22 protein-coding genes are annotated in these 19,453 nt (G+C 35.5%); 21 read left to right on the top strand and 1 reads right to left on the bottom strand.

The window, feature by feature from the left end:
• Window positions 1-96: 96 nt before the first annotated feature.
• The 7 genes from LCM09_RS00225 to LCM09_RS00195 all read left to right on the top strand — a co-directional run bounded on the left by LCM09_RS00225 (window position 97) and on the right by LCM09_RS00195 (window position 5,109).
• Window positions 97-606, top strand: coding sequence for a GNAT family N-acetyltransferase (locus tag LCM09_RS00225; RefSeq protein WP_224877849.1), 510 nt, complete (start codon window positions 97-99; stop codon window positions 604-606).
• 248 nt (window positions 607-854) lie between these two features.
• Complete coding sequence (locus LCM09_RS00220) at window positions 855-1,214, top strand: hypothetical protein (RefSeq protein WP_224877847.1); 360 nt, start codon at window positions 855-857, stop codon at window positions 1,212-1,214.
• A gap of 310 nt (window positions 1,215-1,524) precedes the next feature.
• A complete protein-coding gene (locus LCM09_RS00215) occupies window positions 1,525-1,866 on the top strand; it encodes a YunG family protein (protein ID WP_224877845.1) in 342 nt (113 codons plus the stop codon).
• A gap of 107 nt (window positions 1,867-1,973) precedes the next feature.
• Window positions 1,974-2,432 (top strand): 2-thiouracil desulfurase family protein, encoded by a 459-nt coding sequence (locus LCM09_RS00210; RefSeq protein WP_224877843.1) that lies wholly within the window; start codon window positions 1,974-1,976, stop codon window positions 2,430-2,432.
• A gap of 182 nt (window positions 2,433-2,614) precedes the next feature.
• On the top strand, window positions 2,615-3,577 hold the full coding sequence (locus LCM09_RS00205) for a helix-turn-helix transcriptional regulator (protein WP_224877841.1): 963 nt from the start codon (window positions 2,615-2,617) through the stop codon (window positions 3,575-3,577).
• Window positions 3,578-3,651: 74 nt separating this feature from the next.
• On the top strand, window positions 3,652-4,278 hold the full coding sequence (locus tag LCM09_RS00200) for a type 1 glutamine amidotransferase family protein (protein ID WP_224877839.1): 627 nt from the start codon (window positions 3,652-3,654) through the stop codon (window positions 4,276-4,278).
• Window positions 4,279-4,716: 438 nt separating this feature from the next.
• The gene (locus tag LCM09_RS00195) at window positions 4,717-5,109 is read left to right on the top strand and encodes a hypothetical protein (RefSeq protein WP_224877837.1); all 393 of its coding nucleotides are present in this window, start codon (window positions 4,717-4,719) and stop codon (window positions 5,107-5,109) included.
• A 126-nt stretch (window positions 5,110-5,235) separates the two neighbouring features.
• Here LCM09_RS00195 and LCM09_RS00190 read toward each other — a convergent pair whose 3' ends face one another.
• On the bottom strand, window positions 5,236-5,421 hold the full coding sequence (locus tag LCM09_RS00190) for a YjzC family protein (RefSeq protein ID WP_224877835.1): 186 nt from the start codon (window positions 5,419-5,421) through the stop codon (window positions 5,236-5,238).
• A 523-nt stretch (window positions 5,422-5,944) separates the two neighbouring features.
• Here LCM09_RS00190 and LCM09_RS00185 point away from each other — a divergent pair.
• From LCM09_RS00185 to LCM09_RS00130, 14 genes are all read left to right on the top strand, one after another.
• Window positions 5,945-6,649 (top strand): hypothetical protein, encoded by a 705-nt coding sequence (locus LCM09_RS00185; protein ID WP_224877833.1) that lies wholly within the window; start codon window positions 5,945-5,947, stop codon window positions 6,647-6,649.
• Between the two features lie 75 nt (window positions 6,650-6,724).
• Complete coding sequence (locus LCM09_RS20650) at window positions 6,725-6,850, top strand: hypothetical protein (protein WP_263622798.1); 126 nt, start codon at window positions 6,725-6,727, stop codon at window positions 6,848-6,850.
• Between the two features lie 154 nt (window positions 6,851-7,004).
• The gene (locus LCM09_RS00180; protein ID WP_224877832.1) at window positions 7,005-7,421 is read left to right on the top strand and encodes a hypothetical protein; all 417 of its coding nucleotides are present in this window, start codon (window positions 7,005-7,007) and stop codon (window positions 7,419-7,421) included.
• 341 nt (window positions 7,422-7,762) lie between these two features.
• The gene (locus tag LCM09_RS00175; RefSeq protein ID WP_224877830.1) at window positions 7,763-9,031 is read left to right on the top strand and encodes an L-lactate MFS transporter; all 1,269 of its coding nucleotides are present in this window, start codon (window positions 7,763-7,765) and stop codon (window positions 9,029-9,031) included.
• A 245-nt stretch (window positions 9,032-9,276) separates the two neighbouring features.
• Window positions 9,277-10,209: a zinc-binding dehydrogenase gene (locus tag LCM09_RS00170; protein ID WP_224877828.1), complete on the top strand. Its 933-nt coding sequence runs from the start codon at window positions 9,277-9,279 to the stop codon at window positions 10,207-10,209.
• A gap of 176 nt (window positions 10,210-10,385) precedes the next feature.
• Window positions 10,386-10,691 (top strand): hypothetical protein, encoded by a 306-nt coding sequence (locus LCM09_RS00165; RefSeq protein ID WP_224877826.1) that lies wholly within the window; start codon window positions 10,386-10,388, stop codon window positions 10,689-10,691.
• 125 nt (window positions 10,692-10,816) lie between these two features.
• Window positions 10,817-11,356 (top strand): GNAT family N-acetyltransferase, encoded by a 540-nt coding sequence (locus LCM09_RS00160; RefSeq protein WP_224877824.1) that lies wholly within the window; start codon window positions 10,817-10,819, stop codon window positions 11,354-11,356.
• A gap of 71 nt (window positions 11,357-11,427) precedes the next feature.
• Complete coding sequence (locus LCM09_RS00155) at window positions 11,428-13,212, top strand: M3 family oligoendopeptidase (RefSeq protein ID WP_224877822.1); 1,785 nt, start codon at window positions 11,428-11,430, stop codon at window positions 13,210-13,212.
• 126 nt (window positions 13,213-13,338) lie between these two features.
• A complete protein-coding gene (locus LCM09_RS00150; RefSeq protein ID WP_224877821.1) occupies window positions 13,339-14,592 on the top strand; it encodes an aminopeptidase in 1,254 nt (417 codons plus the stop codon).
• A 190-nt stretch (window positions 14,593-14,782) separates the two neighbouring features.
• Window positions 14,783-15,217, top strand: coding sequence for a GNAT family N-acetyltransferase (locus LCM09_RS00145; RefSeq protein WP_224877819.1), 435 nt, complete (start codon window positions 14,783-14,785; stop codon window positions 15,215-15,217).
• Between the two features lie 247 nt (window positions 15,218-15,464).
• On the top strand, window positions 15,465-16,349 hold the full coding sequence (locus LCM09_RS00140) for an aminoglycoside 6-adenylyltransferase (RefSeq protein ID WP_224877817.1): 885 nt from the start codon (window positions 15,465-15,467) through the stop codon (window positions 16,347-16,349).
• Window positions 16,350-16,537: 188 nt separating this feature from the next.
• Window positions 16,538-17,644 (top strand): flavin monoamine oxidase family protein, encoded by a 1,107-nt coding sequence (locus tag LCM09_RS00135; protein ID WP_224877815.1) that lies wholly within the window; start codon window positions 16,538-16,540, stop codon window positions 17,642-17,644.
• Window positions 17,645-18,160: 516 nt separating this feature from the next.
• A complete protein-coding gene (locus LCM09_RS20645; RefSeq protein WP_263622797.1) occupies window positions 18,161-18,487 on the top strand; it encodes a beta-lactamase family protein in 327 nt (108 codons plus the stop codon).
• Window positions 18,488-18,528: 41 nt separating this feature from the next.
• A complete protein-coding gene (locus LCM09_RS00130) occupies window positions 18,529-19,179 on the top strand; it encodes a serine hydrolase domain-containing protein (RefSeq protein WP_318246473.1) in 651 nt (216 codons plus the stop codon).
• Window positions 19,180-19,453: the final 274 nt, after the last annotated feature.

Raw genomic sequence — 19,453 nt, 5'->3', positions numbered from 1 at the left:
AGAGGGGATTACGCTCCTTTTTGTTTAAGTTAATAACAGGGCAGGTTACTTGAAAAAGGAATCCAAATATCGATGTACGAAAGGCTGGAATAAATCATGGCAATAAAAGAAGCACCGAAAATTCAAACAGAACGATTGGTTTTACGTCCGAGAGAGGAAAAAGACATTCCCAATATGCTTAAAATGTTTAACAATGATGAAGTAAGAGAATTTCTTGGAATTAATCCTCCTCGTGATGAACACTCAATGTTAGAAATGGTTAGGAATCGTACTGAAACAAAATGGACGGTTGCATTAAAAGATACTGATGAATTCATCGGTGATGTAATGATTCCAGAAATAGCAGAAGGTTATCTTGGCGAAATTGGTTATCGCTTCATGAGGGAGCATTGGGGAGGCGGTTTTGCGTATGAAGCGGTTACCGCGGTCATTGAGTATAGTAAAAGCACATTAAACCTTAAACGCCTATCTGCTACCATAGATAATAAAAATATTAAGTCAAAAAAGTTAATTGAAAAACTCGGATTTACTTTGGTAGCGGTGTTGCCTGAATCGAATTTGAGAGGCAGAGTTACCGATGTAGCTTACTACTCTCGTATAGTATAATCATGCTTGAGTGATTAAAACAATTAATAATAGATTCTGAATTTGAAAGAGTATTTAGTCGTTGTGAATAATAGGCTTATTCCACTAACGGGAGCATTTGCTTTAAAAAAGTAAGCGCTCTATATAGTTTCAGTGCAGTTTTGTTGAATTAGGTCTTATAATTTGAAAGGGGGATTATGTAAAATTCGTAAAACATTATTATATTGAAAATTAAAGATTTATAGATGAAAGGTTACGAGGATGAGAACATGTATAAGTTAATGAGATATTTAATTGATCATAAAGTGCTTACAATTTCATTGGGAATTACCTCAATGGTAATAGGTATTATTATTCAAGAATTTTTCTTGAACTTAGAGTCTTATATTCTTAGTGATACTCTAACAATAATCATTATGGGGATTGGATTTAGTATACTAAGCTTAACTATTTTTGGTAAAAAAGAAGATGAAATAAAAGTAGTCGCAATTAAATCATTCTCACTTTTTTTTCTGATTATATTAGTTAGTAGCATTCTCACAAAAATGAATGTATCTAATGATTCATGGATTAGAACTATAATTATTGTTTCAGCCGGTGTTTTATTGTTAGTGAAAGTTAAGAAATAAATTATGAATGGCTTACAGGCTGTAAAAATACACTTATTGTTATTTATGAATCGGGAGCTTTGTACTAATAAATGTAAACGCTTAATGTACTATCAACAGTTGGTCAAATATAATTTTTCTTTCTAATGGACTAACACGTTGAGTGAAAGGAGATGAACGAAATGGAGTTTACTCAAGAGAACAGGAATTAAAGTGATGGTTAAATTAGACTTACCACCATTAATATTGAGATGAGGTAGGTGGTTAGTTAATAACGGCAGAATTATTTAATTTGAAAGCAGTATGAGAAGTAATTAAGGAGAACTATAAAATGAGGAAATCAACATTCATCAAAATACAAGAAGCATTATTAAAATCTTGGTCAATTCATACAAGTTCCAAATGGACCAAAGACAATCCAGCTAAAGGCCAATGCGGTGTAACAGCGTTAGTAGTAAATGATATACTCGGCGGGCGTATAAGAAAGACCGCATTAAATGATGGATGGCATTTTTACAATCAAATTAATGGTATTCGTTATGATTTTACTGTTTCCCAATTCAATGAAAGTATTAGGTATAGGGACGTGCCCTCAAATAGAGAAGAGGCATTCTTAGATACCAATCAGAAACAATATGATTTACTCAGGCATAGAGTAAAGATACATTTATAAGAATGTTTTAATAGAAAATCCTGTGAAAAGTGAGGGGGAGGAGTACGTTCCTTATAAGTTCACTTACTAACAGAGCAGGATTACGGAATAAGAATGAGGTGTGAGCTTTGATATTAGTAAGTTCCTGTTTAGCTGGGTTAAAAGTAAGGTACGACGGTCAACATAGTTTAAATGATAAGATTAGAAAATTAGTAGAAGAGAATAAAGCCATTTCAATCTGTCCAGAATTGCTTGGGGGATTTTCAACTCCAAGAGAACCTTGTGAAATAATAGGTGGGGATGGAGAAGATGTCTTAAATGGTAAAGCGCGAGTCAATGAAAAATCAGGAAGAGATGTAACGGATCTTTACCTAAAAGGGGCTTATACTACTTTGGATAAAGCTATAGAAATGGGTGCAACCATTGTAGTTCTAAAGGAGAATAGTCCATCCTGTGGTAGTTCAATGATTTATAATGGAGAATTTACCGGAAGTAGAGTTCAAGGTAATGGTGTTACTTCAGCATTACTAAAAAGGAATGGATTACGAGTCATTTCCGAAGAACAGTTTGCAAAAGGTGAATTCTAAACAATCGGGAGGGTTAATCTAGAAAGGATTACGCTCTTTTTTGTTTAAGGAATAACAGGGCAGGATTGTTGAAGACTTAGTTCAGAGATAAGCCCTAATTATATAGAAAGCTATTGGAAAGGAACAGTTGATGAGTTATACCAAAAATCGGAAAAATGAAATTCATTTAGAGGTAGAGATATATGCCTAAAATTGACAGTATGTTAGCAATTCTGTGGATGCTTCGTTCAGGTGAAAAAATTACTGCTAAACAGATTTCAGAAAAGTTAGAGATGAATATAAGGACTGTGTATCGTTATATTGATACGATTTCAACGAGTGGAGTACCTATCATTTCAGAGCCAGGTCATAATGGTGGATACACTTTATTGAACAATTTTATAGAGGCTCCTCTATTTTTTGATTCTGAGGAGCAAACTTCACTATTTCACGCTGCTGTGTTTGCAGAAGAAGCAGGATATTATGGTGGTGAGGCACTAAATAGGGCAATTTCGAAACTAAGTAACTACTCAAATAAAGATCAGAAAACAAAGGTGGACCAACATTTAAAGAATCTTGAAGTGATCAGTCAATCATGCTCACTTTCTATGGAATCCCTTTTGAAGGAGTTGGCGCAGGCAGTAGCTGACGGGTACTCAATAAAAATTGTTTACCCTAAAAGTGGCGAAAAACAGTTAGATGATAGATTGATCGATCCGTATAGAATGATTTATTGGAATAATAAGTGGTATGTGATTGGATTTTGTCATTTTAGAAATGCTATCCGTAGTTTTAGAGTAGATCGCATTGAAAGTCTAATGCTAACCGAAAATATGTTTAACCGGCCCAAACATTTTTCAGCACGTGACTTTTTCACAAGAAATCTTCTTCCAGCTATAGAAGATAAGGAAGGGGGAATTTCTTTCGTTATTAGCGGAAATAAAAGTGTATTGGATGATATTTGTCAACATTGGTTTTTAGGACATTATTTACAAGAACGGACTTCAAATCGAGCCGTTTTTCTTCTTGAAGAAGATGTCATCCATAAATATGTACCTTATTTACTTTTACCGTACAATCAATCTATTAAAGTGATTGAGCCAATCAGTCTAAAGAAACGACTTGTTGAAGTTCTGTCGGAATTAATAAAATTTCATGAAGTATAATCACTTCCCTGACGCTAACTGTCAGGGAAGTTTTATTATACTGGCTATATCAAATGTGATTGGAGTGTTATTGGATGCAAACAAAAAAAGTTTTTTTATATGTATTTAATACAATGTCAGACTGGGAATATGGATATTTAATTGCTGAACTAAACTCAGGAAGGTATTTCAAAAAAGATTTAACACCTTTAAAAGTAATGACAGTAGGAGCTAATAAAAAAATGATTACGACGATGGGAGGGTTGAGCATAAAACCAGATATGTCCCTTGAGGAATGTACACTTGAGCGTAATAATCTTTTAATTTTACCAGGAGGGACTACTTGGAGTGAAGACATTCATCAGCCTATCTTGGAAAAAATCGGCCAGGCTTTAAAGCTTGGCACGATTGTTGCTGCAATTTGTGGCGCCGTTGAGGCCCTCGCGAATAGGGGATACTTAGATACTAGAAGGCACACTAGTAATGACTTAGAATATACCAAAATGGTAAGTCCTAACTATAAAGGAGAAAAATTTTATGATTTGGGGTCTGCTATATCTGATGAGAATTTAGTTACCGCATCAGGAATAGCTCCGCTGGAATTTGCCATGGAGGTACTGAAAAAAATGGATGTATTTACACCTGGTACATTACATTCATGGTATAACCTAAATAAAACGCATGAACCTGAATATTTCTTCCAGTTGATGAATTCCAATTAATAAATGAAGTGACACATTTGGACGTACATCTTGAATCACTCGTGTCTCTAATGATTCAAGATATACGTCCCCTTATTTCATTCAAAAGCTTGATTTACCAGTCATCTCACTGAAATAATTGGTATTTGAGTGGAATCGAGGGGACGGTTCGAACGCTTCCAACATGAAGCATAAGAAGCGTCCCCTCGCTTTAAATGTCTTCATTCGATTTGTACCTGAAACCGTAGTAGTTAGAGATCAATCGTATGCAGTCAAGGGAGAATAATTGTTCATAAACAGCGACTGAAATATCTTGATTTCAAATCTTGCGTTAAAGGGAGCAATAAGGAATGGATTTTTATGAAGATAGTTCTTAAAATATTGAGGGAATAACCCTTCTTGTAACTTAAGGAAGGGTTATACCGTCTAGTTGATAGAATGTATTATGGGGGTGTTATCTTGAAAAAAATCATTCTACTTTGTATGTTCTCAGTTCTAACAGTAGTGGGAATCGGCTGTACAAATCAAAGTGAAACAGTAGTCAACAATCTTCAAGCAAACGTTGATGTAAAAGAACATACTGAATATTTAGATGCGAGAAAGGTAGTTTGGGATCAATTGCAAACGGACCAAAGAGAATTTATTGACGGAACTTGGGAAGATGGAACTTTATCAACAATAAAATTAACTGAGAGTATGTTTGTTAAACAAACAGATGAAGTAAATACATATGTAGGAGTAGAAGTTTATGCTATTGATTTTCCTACAAAAAGTACATCTTTTACCAACAATGTTATTGTTTATGCTGATATAGAAAACCTTAAATTCATTGGGAATGGGCTAGTTGATTGATTACTTATGTAATCAATCTTCCACAATAGGGAGCTAAGGTGTAATAAAAGGTGAAATCATTATTAGTAATGAATTTAATTATACAAACAAATACCCTAAGGACTTTAGTCCTTAGGGCTTCATCCTTTATGCCTTCTTCCAGTATGCTGATTCCTTACTTGAACGTACAGGAGGGAAAGTTTCGCCACTCTCAAGGCTAATATATTTTTCATCTTCTGTTACGTTTCCACTACCATTTCCATTTGTTAATCCATCAAATTCGTACTTTCCGTTCTCAGGTGCTTTTTCTCCAGTTTTGTAACGATCTGCCATGATTTCATCACTCCTACTTTTAAATTTAGTTAACTACATAACGTATGTATCACGATTTTATGAATTTCAAACAGCTGAATGTGTTATCAAGGTTAAAGATATTTATCTATTCGATAATAGAGAGCAAGAGTGGGAATGATTCTTTTATATGTTAAGTAAATTTCATCAGGAGTGAACACAATTGGAGTTAATAAGATTAGCTTTTGGTATTACCGCTATAGTTTTAGCGATGATCTTGCTAGTACAAATGGTAGGATTTAAACAAGAATTCAAAAAGGCGATTAAGGATGATAGGAGCCTGTCTAGAAACTTTGTGAAGAGATGGAATAGGAAATGTGCCCTGGGACTACCTATAGGTATTGTGGTGTTCATATTAGGGATCCTCACTATATTTTTATCGTAGAGAGTTTGTTAAACAAAAGGGAGCGTTAATCTAAAAAGGAATAAGCTCCTACTTGTTTAAGTTAATAACAGGGCAGTTATCTGAAAAAAATCAGTACGTACTGGTGGGAAGGGATATGGTATGCGGAAATTATTTAAATTCATAATGATTACCCTTGCTATAGTTTCTAGTTGGTTTTATTTTGAGAGTTTAAAAGAAGAAAAGGCAGCGGAAAAATTATTAGAAGGTTTGACAACAAATTATGAAGGTTTCTATAGGATAAGCTGTAAAGGTGATTTAAAAAAGCTAGAAAAAGAGTTTAATGGAAAATTTAACGCTATTTATAGAGAACATCGAGATATACTCGACGGCTATGATACTAATCGCAATCCGCCTAAAGAAGTTTTAGATATTCTTAATATAAAAAAAACACCGATATGCTTAGTGCTTGATCATAAAGAAATCATATACAGAACCCATACGTTAAAAGATCTTGACCACTATTTAAATGAATTGGAAGAAAAAGTTTATAATTCTATCGAGTCTAAACAGGCTCACCGTTTATTTTCTGAGGATGCTAATAAGTATTCCTTATTAGTAATAGGAGAGAAAGGGCTAGCAGAAGAAGATGGGTTTGAATGGATGGAAAAGAATGAGATTACCAATGTAAAATCCATTCAAAGGGAAAGCTCACTGAAGTACATCAATGAGCAATATGAAATTCTAGACCTAGATAAGTCTCCAGCTTTTGTTGTGTTTAATACTAAAAGCATTGTTCTTAAAACGTACAACGAAGATGAGTTAATCCAATTCCTGAGATCGAACAACCCTAAGGAACATCGGTAAATGATAACAGTTCGATTATTTTAATGTTTGTGACTAATGCTGAAAATGAAATAGGGAAAATGCATATGGATATAGATGGAAGGGCATGGGGAGCAACCTTTAACTCCTGTTCAAGCTATTGTAACGTGGGTGCAGCCGATAGCCAATACAACAAGTTATAAATTCGTAACTATCGATATTACGATAAGAATGGAAGATTAATTGAAGAGTAGTAGTTCTTTAACAAAAGTAAAGGTTGACGACAAAGGTCTTAGGGGGAGAAATGTTCAAAAGAATTATTTTTTTTATGATAGTTTTATTTCTACTTGTAGGTTGTAACAGTCCGAGAACAATGGAGGAAGTCTTCCATGTTAGTATGAATGATAATCTTGATATTGATGAATACAAGATAGTTGAGATAGTGAAAGAGGACAATGTAATTATCTTCACTGCTCATTCAAAAAACGGAGCAATTAATAAAAAAAATAATAATGAATATCCCAAGATTGCCTACTTTACAAAATTTAATGGTGAATGGCACTTGAGTAAGACAGGAGAGTGTCTTATGGATAAGTGGAATGCAAATCTTGTTGGAGAATCCTACTTATGGTGTGGAACGCTAACTGGAACAAGACATGAAAAAGTTATTGTGGGCGATACAGAAGCAAAGATGATTGAAATGAACGATGACGTTAAACGTGTTTGGTATCATCTCAGCGAAAACAATAAGGAAGAGGTTAAAGTATTTTTAGAAGGCGGCTCAGAAGAGTGGCTGAAAGAAATTAAATACTAATATTGTTCAGTAATCGGGTTTTTATTTTGTGTTTTTTTTAGTTAGTTCAGCTACCTATTATTTTGTTTTTATGTTTTAGGAGTTACTTCCTTGAATGAATACATTGAGTCAATAAGCGTCTGTTATCCCTTTAAATTTCGAGTTTCAGTTGAATAAGCAATTGAAAATCAATAGAAGAAAAATCTCAGTTCACTGAACTGAGTTTTTTTTAATTTTAATTACAATACCACTATGTGATCCTGTTGTAATTTCAAATAATTTAAAATAATTTGATTTTTGTAGTCACTCGTTGTATTCTGTTTTATAAACCGCTTACAAAGAGAGTGAAGGAGGTACATAATATGCAAGCAATGAAAAACAGGTGGTTAATTGCTTTATCAGCTATTTCCATCCACCTTTCCATCGGAGGTGCCTACGCATATAGCGTATATACCACCCCTGTAAGTGAACAAATGGGTTGGACCCCAACTCAAGTAACGATTGCATTTACCATAATGATGGCACTGGCTGGGTCATCCGCAGCATTGTTTGGGAAGTTTGTTGAAAAAAATGGTCCAAGAAAATCAGCAATTCTGGCTGGTGTTTTGTTTGGGTTAGGACAAGCCGGTTCAGGGATTGCGATCGCGATTGATTCACTTCCACTTTTCCTATTGTCCTACGGGGTAGCAAGTGGACTTGGACTTGGCATTGGCTATATTTCACCCGTATCAACTCTTGTAAAATGGTTCCCTGACCGAAGAGGTTTAGCAACCGGATTAGCTGTACTTGGTTTTGGAACAGGAGCTCTCATTACAGCACCAGTTGCAGCCAACTTAATGACTTCCATTGGAATATCTAATACATTTTACATATTAGGGGCAGCTTATTTCGTTTTTATTACATTAGGTGCTTCTTACATTGCCCCACCCCCAGAAGGCTGGATGCCAGCTTCTATGAAACAAAATATGGCCTCTGGGAATAAAGTTTATAAAAAAGACTTACAACAATTGACTTCAAAAGAAGCGGTTAAAACAAAGCGTTTTTGGCTACTTTGGACGATGATGCTTATTAATACGACCGCAGGGATTATGATGATTTCAGTTGCTTCACCGATGGCCCAAGAAGTTGTAGGATTATCAGCCGCTGCAGCTGCCACGATGGTCGGAATTATGGGTGTGTTTAATGGTGGAGGTCGTCTAGGCTGGGCAACAGCTTCAGACTATATTGGCCGCCCAAATGTTTTTCTGATCTTTTTCTTAATACAGTCTGTTGCTTTTTTTATGCTTCCGATTACTACAAACATCATCATATTCCAGCTTCTAATTTTCCTCGTTGTTACTTGTTATGGCGGAGGATTCTCTAATCTCCCTGCATTTATTGGTGATTTGTTTGGAACGAAACAACTCGGTGCCATACATGGGTATTTATTGACAACATGGTCCCTAGGTGGCGTATTTGGACCTATGATTGTTTCGCAAATTCGGGCTAGAACCGATAGTTACATTCCTGTATTTTACGTTTTTCTTGCTTTAATATTCTTAGCGCTTGTCGTCTCCATTCTTATGAAGTTAGATATTAAAAAGACTGAGAAGGCTCTAGAACACCAACAAAAAGAAGCTGTTAATTATTAAGTAGTGAACCAAAGCATTTGCATTGTTAAGTTGGATCGCGTCTTACCGACGAGATTCAACTTATTTCTTAGGGAGAGTATTGTCGATTGAATCGGAATCTAGTTGCGACAGAATATCTCGAAACCGAGCCTTCAAGTAATGGCAGCAAATAAAGAATTGGAGGAAAACTACAAAGATATATAGAAGGCGAAAATAATTGCTAGTAATGTGAAGATTTTATCTAACATATAAAAGGGTGTTTTCAAATGATACAACAATCATTGGTCCTTATGGGAAAAGGAAAACTAGAATGGGAACGAAAAGTATTAGACCCTATTGAAAAAGATGAATTATTAATTCAAACGATTGCAGGTGCGATCAGTATTGGTGCCGAACTTCCTCAGTACAATGAATCGGATGTTACGGATCTCAATCCTGAATATCCTAGAGAGACAGGTTATGAGAGTTTTGGAAAAGTAATAGAAGCTGGAGAAGACGTATTAGACATCAATGTAGGAGATCACGTTCTAGCATTTTATGGACATAAAGACTATGGCGTTGTAAAAGCTGAAAAGGTAGTTAAGGTCCCTGAAACCCTTGATTATACATATGCTTTACTTAATACCCTCTCTTGCGACTCTGCGAAAGGTGTTATGAAACTGGAACCTAACAAATTGGATCACGTCTTGGTAACTGAATCAGGAACAATGGGGTTATTGACACTTCATTTTTTAAAAGAGTACATGAACGTTGAGAAAGTTGATGTATTAGAACCTAATAAAGCAAGAGGTGAATTAGCCAAAACGTTTGGAGCAACTAATGTTTATATATCAGAGGAAGAAGTTCCTAGAGAACATTATAAGTATGGTTTTGAGTGTTCTTCAAGTAAGAATGCATTTCACGCAATACTAAAAGCGTTGAATCATAATGGGGAAGTTTGTGTGTTATCAGACGGAAACAAGGATCTTTTCTTCTTGAATGAAGACTTCTATGAAAAGGAACTCAAAATCGTTGGTTCAAGTGACGGATGGGACTATCAACAACATAGTCAATGGTTCTTTGAGAATATCAAGAAATCATATGTAACTAGTATTTTTGATAGGCATATTGATTCGAATGAATTAATTGATTGCTTCGCGTATCTGAGTGAAACTAGTGAATGTCCTATAAAAGTTTTGGTTAATTATCAAGGTTCTTAACGGTAGTATCGCTTAAGATTTAGTTCTTCCACTTAGTATTCAAAAAAAGGAAGCATAACAGAAGTAGGATATGTTTTATGAATTTATGATTGAGTTAAATCATTACATTTGAAATGTTCGTCATTAAACAAAGTGCAACATTTTGCAGATCGTATACTGGAGTAGGGGTGAAACATTTGAAAAAATGGATTAGCGTAGTGTCTGCTATTATAGTTTTATTTATTTTATTTCATACCACACCTAGTATGGCATTAAGAACACAAGTACTTCTTATGGGGTATCCCAAAGCTGCAATTACATCAGGAATTATTGAAGATGACTACCACAACGAAGTAGATAAAGAGAAATTTACCCAATTGAATGCTAAAGCATATACTTTAACAAATCCACCAATTGAGAAAGCTACTCAAGGTGAGTTAAGAAGCTTTCATGTTAGGAAAATTGGATTTTTTCATTTTGCAGAATACTATGGTGAAGGGTAATTATTTAGTTCCAGAAAAGAGAGGTTAATTGTAATTAGGTTAAGCTCCCTTTTCTTAATGTAATTTGAAATAATTGGTATTAGGCCATTAGCAGTTTAATTGAATATTTAGAGGAGAAAGCAAATATGAAAACAAATGAATTACCTAAAGTCCATATAAGAGAATTGACTCTAAATGACGTTGAAGACCGGTATCAATGGTGTTTTGATAAAGAAGTGACTAAACACTTGAATATGCCAGAGAAATATCCTCCCTTTAGTAAAGAAGAGACTCAAAATTGGATACAAATGTGTATTAACAAAAGAAATGGATATGAACAAAAAGCTATTGTCACCGGAGAAGGTATACATATTGGTTGGATTGATTTGAAAAACATCGATAAACTCAACAAACACGCTGAATTAGGCGTAGCGATAGGTAACAAAAACTACTGGGGAAAAGGATATGGTTTATCTGCAATGAATCAAATGCTCTTGTGGGGATTTAACGAATTAAGTCTTAACAAGATTTGGCTTAGAGTTGAAGTTGATAATGAAAAGGCTATTAAGTCGTATAAGAGAATGGGTTATGTTGAAGAAGGTATCTTAAGACAAGACCGATTAAGAAATGGTAAGTTTGTTGATCGTTTAAGAATGAGCATCCTGAGAAATGAGTTCTTAAATTAAAGGGGGGCGTTGTTTTAAAAGGAAAATATACGAGATAGTAATGAACCTCAAATTTTTTTTCGGAGGAGATTATGGAGAAGTTAAGTTATTCAGAAGTATGGAATTTAGATAAGGTTTTTAGAGGCGGGAGTAAATCAAATCAATTTTTAGTACATATCGAGCAATTAGAGACACTTACCCATGAATTAGAAGGCTTTGTTAACTCTTTCACTGATTCAACAAATGAAATGGTAAATTTGGTGGGGAAAATGGGGAACATGCGCTTGAACCTTACTCAAGCGAATTCATTTATCACTTGTCTCCTTGCGCAAAACCCAAAGGATCAAGACGCTGCGAGTTTAAGAGGAATAGTTGGTCAAAAAGAAGCCCGCTTCGAAAAAGTAATAGCGAAAGTGAAAAAGAAACTTTCAAACATAGATGAAGGTGTATGGAGCAAATTACTAGAAACTAAAGAGTTAGAAGGTTATAAATTCATTCTCAATGAATGGCGAGAAAACGCAGATTCGCACTTATCAGAAGGTGAATCAAGTTTAATTTCTGACTTAATGGTTGATGGATACCATGCTTGGGGCCATTTTTATAAAGATTTAATTAGTAATATTAACGTAAAAATATGGATTGATGGAAAAGAAGAGAACATATCAGTTGGACAAGCCATCAATTTGCGGTCACATCATTGTGAAGAAGTGCGAAAGGAAGCTCATTATTCACTGGAATCAATATGGAAAGAGAAAGAAGAACTCTTTGCTAAAGTTATAAATCACATTGCTGGCTTTCGTATAAAAGTTCATAACAAACACGGGATTAAAAATGCACTAGAACGGCCACTGAAGAAGAACAGAATGAAAGAAGAAACGTTGAATACAATGTGGTCGGTTATCAATACATATAAACAACCTTTCTCCAAGTATCTGGATCGAAAAGCTGAAATGATGGGCGATTCTAGTATGAAGTCTTATAACTTTTGGGCTCCGGTTACAAACGTTAATCAAGAAGTGCACTATGGTGAAGCAGTGACATTCATCACGGAGCATTTTAGTCAGTTTGGTAATGAATTAGGAAGCTTTGTTAAAGAAGCCTTTGATGAAGGTTGGATAGAAGCTGAAGATCGTCCTAACAAGTCGGCTGTTCCCTTTTGTGCTAGTTTTCCAGCTACGGGTGAATCAAGACTCTTCATGACGTATAGTGGTTCTTTTATGGAAATGTTAACTCTTGGCCACGAACTAGGGCATGGTTTTCATAATTACGCCATGAAGTCAGTTGATAGCTTGAATAAGGGCTATCCCATAAGTATTGCTGAAACCGCTTCAACTTTCTGTGAAGCTATTATTCTTGATGCGTCAATGAGAAAGGCAAATACTAAGGAAGAAAAAATAGCTATACTAGACGAGAAACTGAAACGGAGTATTATGAACTTCATGAATATTCATTCGAGGTTCTTATTTGAACAGAGCTTCTATGAGGAACGTAAAGGTGGAATCGTATCACCCGAACGGTTAAATCAATTAATGGAAGAATCTATAAATGAAGCGTACGAGGGATCCTTAGATCAACCCTCTATCTATTCATGGATTTGGACACCTCACTACTATATTACTCAATCCCCTTTCTACAATTTCCCTTATACTTTTGGGTATTTATTTGCTTTAGGAATTTATGCTAAGGCAAAAGAAAAAGGACTAGAGTTTGAAGAAGATTATCTAAACTTACTTCGTGATTCTGGAAGTATGTCTTTGGAAGGTCTAGTTATGAAACATATAGGAGAAGACATTACTTCAAAGGAATTCTGGGAAAAAGGAATGGAGCTATGCGTGAAAGATGTAGAAGAGTTTTTAGACTTAACTTCCGAAAATTGAGTGATTCTTATATGCTGAGAACTATTATGTTTCGAATATCTAAAAAGTAAATATTTCAGAATAGGGAGAGCTAATGTAAAAGTTCTGAAGTGAAATTATCCAAGAACATCATTGGGGAGATATAAAATGATTAAAGGAATATATGAATTTATCAGTGAAGCACAGTTAAGAAAGTATGCAGAACTTGCTGTACGAGCTGGAGTGAATTTGCAGAAAAATCAATTGTTGATCATTCATAGTGATATCCAACATGCTACGTTTGCACGTCTAATTCAAACGGTAGCCTACGAGGCAGGAGCCTCAAATGTATTTATAGATTGGACAGATGAACAGTCTACCAAAGAATTTTACTTACATGCAGCAGATGGTGTCATCGATCACTTTCCTGATTGGCAGGCTTCTCGTTTTAAGGAATGGGGTGAGGAAGGTGCTGCTTACATCCATATTATTTCTGAAAACTTAAAGGTCTTTATGGAGGTTTCTACTGAAAGGATAAATCGTTCCCAAAAAGCTTCTCGTACCAAATTGAGGGATTATCATGCGAAAATTAGATCCCACGAGGTACGCTGGTGTCTTCTAGCTGTTCCGAGCGTTGAATGGGCAACGAAAGTACTCCCCAACCTAAGTAAAGAAGAAGCTTTACAATCATTATGGAAATTTATCTTAAAAGGGGCTCGGGCAGATGGGAAAAACCCTATAAAAGATTGGGAGATTCACAATAGAGCCTTCGAGTCTCGGAAAAAAATCCTAAACGAGAGCCAATTTGAATCCTTGTATTTCACAAATAGCCGTGGAACTGATTTATTAGTTGGTCTACCTAAAAATCATCACTATATCGGTGGAAGAGTCATAGATAAAAAGGGAATACCTTTCTTTCCGAACATTCCTACGGAAGAAATATTTACTGCTCCACATAAAAATAAGGTGAATGGCAAATTGGTAGGTACGAAACCTCTTATCTATGGAGAAAGTGTCATCGATGAATTTTATCTAATTTTTAAAGATGGACGGATTATCGACTATTATGCTGCAAAGGGCCAGGAAGTGTTACAAAACCTCATCGAAACAGACGAAGGATCACATTATCTAGGTGAAATTGCCTTGGTCTCTAATAAATCTCCTCTTGCTCAGGCAGATACTCTTTTTTACAATACCTTGTTTGATGAAAATACGTCCTGTCATATTGGAATCGGAAATGCATCTCCTTCCAATATTCAAAATGGCATTGACCAATCTGAGGAAGAGTTGCAGGTAGCGGGTCTAAATACTTCACTTTTGTTAGTCAATGTGACCTTTGGTACCGAAGATATGAAAGTAGAGGGCATTAAAGAGGGTGGAACTGAAGTCCTGCTAATGAAGGATGGGGATTTCCAATTCTAAATGGACTACAACTTAAAACAAATGAAAACTGATTTTTGCTGGATTATACTTAGTGCTTGTTATAGTGAAAACGAACTGGACAGCATTACTGTAGCAAATATTGAGTAAGACAATGTAATTTGAAATAATTGGTATGTTGGGCAGTAATGTTGAAATAGAATGCCCCATTTTGGAAGGGTTGAGTTGATAAGTGGACATAAGAAAACCAAATGAGGTAGAAATTGAAAAAATAATAGAACTATCTCCACAGGCTATATTTGAGGGAACTTTAGGTGAAGCAGAACCAACGATCGAAAAAACAAAACAACTAGTAGAATCTCTTTTGAAGAAGGGGAGTTATTATTTAATATCAACTGAAAACGATGTAATAATGGGTTGGATTCTTATAGGAGGAAGTAAAGACCAGTTTTCAGATAAGGCACTAGGATTTATTTATGAATTATTTGTTATCGAGGAATGCAGAGGTAAAGGTATTTCAAAACAATTGATTAAAACTGGTGTGGAACAATTGAAACAAGAAGGATACTCCGAAATTCGTTTAAGCGTTTTTGATGGAAATCAAGCAATTAAGATATATGAAAGTCTGGGCTTTAAAAACAGAACAATTACTATGAGTATTTCATAATAAAATTATCTTCCACCATTAATAATTGAGAGATTTTCCATTTTTATACTAACCTAACAAGGGATTATATTTTGTGATATCGAACCATGGCTAAAGAGATATTTGAGAGAAAGGAATTTACATATGAAAAAGAGATTTAATAAGTTATAAACACCACTCTTAAGAAGTGAGAGGTACCATTCACGAGATCCTCCCAAGATGGAACATAAGACCATTCTAAACTATTACATCTATGGAGGGATTATAAATGAGATGTGAACAAGAAATGATGGACCTCATAATCAATAGAGCTAAGGAAGATGAAAGAGTTCGTGCTGTGTATATGAATGGTTCCAGGACAAATCAGAAAGTGCCAAAAGATATATTTCAGGATTACGATATCGTATATGTAGTTAAAGAAACCTACTCCTTTATAAATGACGAAGATTGGATACACGGTTTCGGAGATATACTTATCTTCCAAGAACCAGATAGAAATAGTCGGGAAAACGGATTGGAAACGAATTTTGAAGAATCATATGGTTATTTAATGCTCTTTAAAGATGGCAATCGGATTGATCTTCATATTGAAACGAAAGAGCATATGAGAGGGCATTATTTGAATGACAAATTAACGGTCCCTTTGTTAGATAAAGATAACTGTTTACCTAGTATCCCAGAGCCCACTGATAGCGACTATCATGTTAAAAAACCAAGTGAGTCCATGTATTTAAGCTGCTGCAATAACTTTTGGTGGTGCCAACAGAATATTGCTAAAAGCTTATGGCGGGATGAGTTACCTTACGCAAAGTTTATGATGGAATCCGTGGTCAGACAGGATTTAAATAGGATGGTCGAATGGTGGATTGGGACAACCACTAATTTTGGAGTGTCGACTGGAAAAGTAGGTAACTTACTTAAAAAACAGCTTCCAGAGTCTCACTGGAATAAGTATAGCGCTACTTATTCTGATGACAACTACGAAAATATATGGGACTCTTTGTTTATTAGTGGAGAGTTATTTAGAGAGCTAGGTAAGGATATTGCGAACCATCTGTCGTTTAGCTACCCATCTCATGAAGATGAAGAGATGACTGAGTATTTAAAGCAAGTGAGGGGATTATCCTCAGATGCTAAAGAAGTTGTGAAATAATTCAAATTACCCTGCTGAATCGGCAGGGTAATTATCTTGGGTTAAAGTCTTGAACAATAAGGAGCTTATCCGAAATTAAGGATAAGCTTCCTTTCACATCCAATAAAAATTGAATTAGTTTTCGGGATTTGCAATAATTGGTTTAAAAAAAGCAAGTACAATACACATAAGCGGAAGGAGGGAGGAATGTGGACAATCCTGTAGTCATAGTTGGTGCTGGTTTAAGTGGTCTTCGAGCTGCGTCTTTACTTTCTGCACAAGGTACCAATTGCAAGGTGCTAGAAGCTAGAGATAGGATTGGCGGTAGGGTCTTGAGTACATCAGATCCAAATAGACCTGACCTAGGAAAATTTGACCTCGGTCCGACATGGTACTGGCCGCAGTATGAGAGCACAATTAAGAGCCTTGTTAATGAACTGAAAATAGGAACGTTCGCCCAGCACACAAAAGGGGCAATGCTTTCAGAACGATCCCAACACGTACCGCCAGAGCGCTTTGTACTTCCAGAAAATTCGAATGTAAGGTCAAATCGTTTTATAGGTGGGGTGCAGTCTCTTATTGATGCTGTAGCAGATACGATTCCTGCAGGGGTAGTCGAGCTTGAAACGAGAGTTACAGCAATTCGACTTGACGGAGATGGTGCTATCACAGTTGAAGTAGTTCGTGCTGATGGAAGGAGAATAGAAGTTTCCACCAGAGCTGTTATCCTAGCAGTGCCGCCCCGGCTTGTGGCGCGTCATATTAACTTCTCTCCTTCATTACCCAAAAATAGTATAACTGACCTAAAAAACAAACCTACTTGGATGGCAGGACAAGCAAAAGCAATTGCAGTCTATGACCGTCCCTTTTGGAGGGAATCAGGACTCTCTGGATACGCTACAAGTTGGGTCGGCCCCTTGCAAGAAATCCATGATGCCTCACCTGAATCTGAATCTGGATCCGGTGCTTTATTTGGATTCTTCGGCATGTCAGCGAAAATGCGCCGAGAAATGGGTGAGGATAACGTTAAAAATTTGGTCACGAAACAATTGGTCAGGCTCTTTGGAACCTCTGCTCAAAATGTAAAGGCTATGCTATACAAGGATTGGTCCAAAGATTCCGAGACGGCGGCAGAGGAAGATTTAGAACCGCTTAGAGAATTTCCGATTTATGGTCAACCACCAAAATCAGGGGTATGGGAGAAGAAAATAGTTTTTGCTGGTACAGAGGCTAATTCACAATATGGTGGCCATCTTGAAGGTGCACTCCTGGCAGCTGAGCAGGCAGTTTATGAAATCAATAAACTAGAGGAATAAGGAGCGTTGATCTAATATAAGATCACGCTCCTTTATAGTTATTTTTAACAATAGCTATGAAACCCAGTAAAGTGTATGTGAATAAATATGGTAACAATCTAGAATGATGGTAAAAGTTAGTGATCATATAGTGATATGACGCGATTGCTATATATAGCTGGCATTTTAGGTTCAGGAGTCCTTTTTTATCAGGAGTTACTGCTTAAATTGCAGGACCTGCATCATTATTATCCTGGATGATAGTCATCTTTTTTCAGCTTTCCACTTTATAGCAGCTTTTGCGCGGCAAATACACCTCATGTCTGATATCAAAAAGGTTCACTTTCTTAACAGAGAGTGAACCTTTTGTATTCAATCAACTTAAGAGCTAAAAGATTGTGATAGATCTTTCCTATTGAGTTAGAAGAGTGCACAGAATACTGCTATAAATATCCTATTATGAATATAGATAAACAACCATCTTGAAAGTTGAAGGGAAAGGTTAAGATTGTGTGAATTGAAAGGAGGATATTATTGTTGATTCATACAAATGAATCATTTGTTTCTGAGTTAGTGTCATCTGCTGTCTCAAAGAAGCACATTTATGGTGCTATATTATGTGTCGAAAATGAAGATGATTCTCTTTCATTTTTACATGGTGCTGGAAATCTATCGATCAATAGGCCTTATTTTATCGCAAGTGTAACAAAATTATATGTCACTGCTGTTTTATTAAGATTAAGATCAAAAAATTATCTGAGCCTTCATAATAAAATTGAAGACTATTTGTCAGATGAAATTCTACATGATCTCCACATATTTCAAGGGAAAGAATACTCTAGAGAAATAACATTAAACAGTTAATGTCTAACACATCGGGAATTCCTGATTATTTTTCTTCTAATGTGATTAGGGAATTAACAGCAGGAAAAGACCAGAAATGGGGTTTTGAAAGAACAATAGCGAGTGCGAAGAAAAAGGAACCGAACTTTATTCCTGGTAAAAAGGCTCAATACTCTGATACAAATTATCAGCTTTTAGGTAAGATCATTGAAACGATCACCAGCAAAGACATTCATACTGTTTTCAAGGAATTTATTTTTGATGAATTGAATTTAGAAGATACGTATTTATTTGAAGATGTAAATGATTATCGACCTGCATCTTTCTATTACAAAGATAAGAAACTTCATCTCCCCCAATATATGTCATCAATAGGACCAGAAGGAGGCATTGTATCAACCGCGAAGGAATCTATGATATTTTTAAAGGCCTTTATCAATGGGCAGTTCTTTCCAAGAGAAGATTTTAACGAGCTTAAAGACTGGAAACTTCTTTTTAGTCCTGGAGTGTTCTTTTATGGAGTTGGAATTGCAAATCAACCATTATTTTTTAAAGAAATAAAAAATGGACTGATAGGACATTGGGGACAGACAGGGGCTTTTTCATTTTACCATCCAAAAAGTGAGCTATACTTTACAGGAACAACAAATCAGTTTCATGGTCAAAATGTCGCAGCAAGGATGATGTTGAAAATAATCAAATCTATAAAATAACGACGTAATTTAAATTGGTAAATCAGCGATACTTAGATAAAGTGTGAAAAGTTTCATTTTAAGAAAAAGGAACTTTAATCTAGAGAGGGTTATGCTCATTTTTTTAAATTTAATAATAGGGAGTGTAAGTAAAGAGTAGTACAGTCCTTTGTTAGATATTTAAAATTCTCTATTATCGCATTAACATAATAATGTGTAGTGTGATGACGCGTTGTCATTCTAATTAAAATCTCTGTTGACAATCTTATCGATGGTAAATATACTGAATATGCAA

Origin of the sequence: Guptibacillus algicola, from assembly GCF_020171805.1 — a bacterium.
GTDB lineage: Bacteria > Bacillota > Bacilli > Bacillales > Guptibacillaceae > Guptibacillus > Guptibacillus algicola.
The sequence above is the reverse complement of the archived record's forward strand: the minus strand, read 5'-3'. Positions and strand labels throughout refer to the sequence as shown.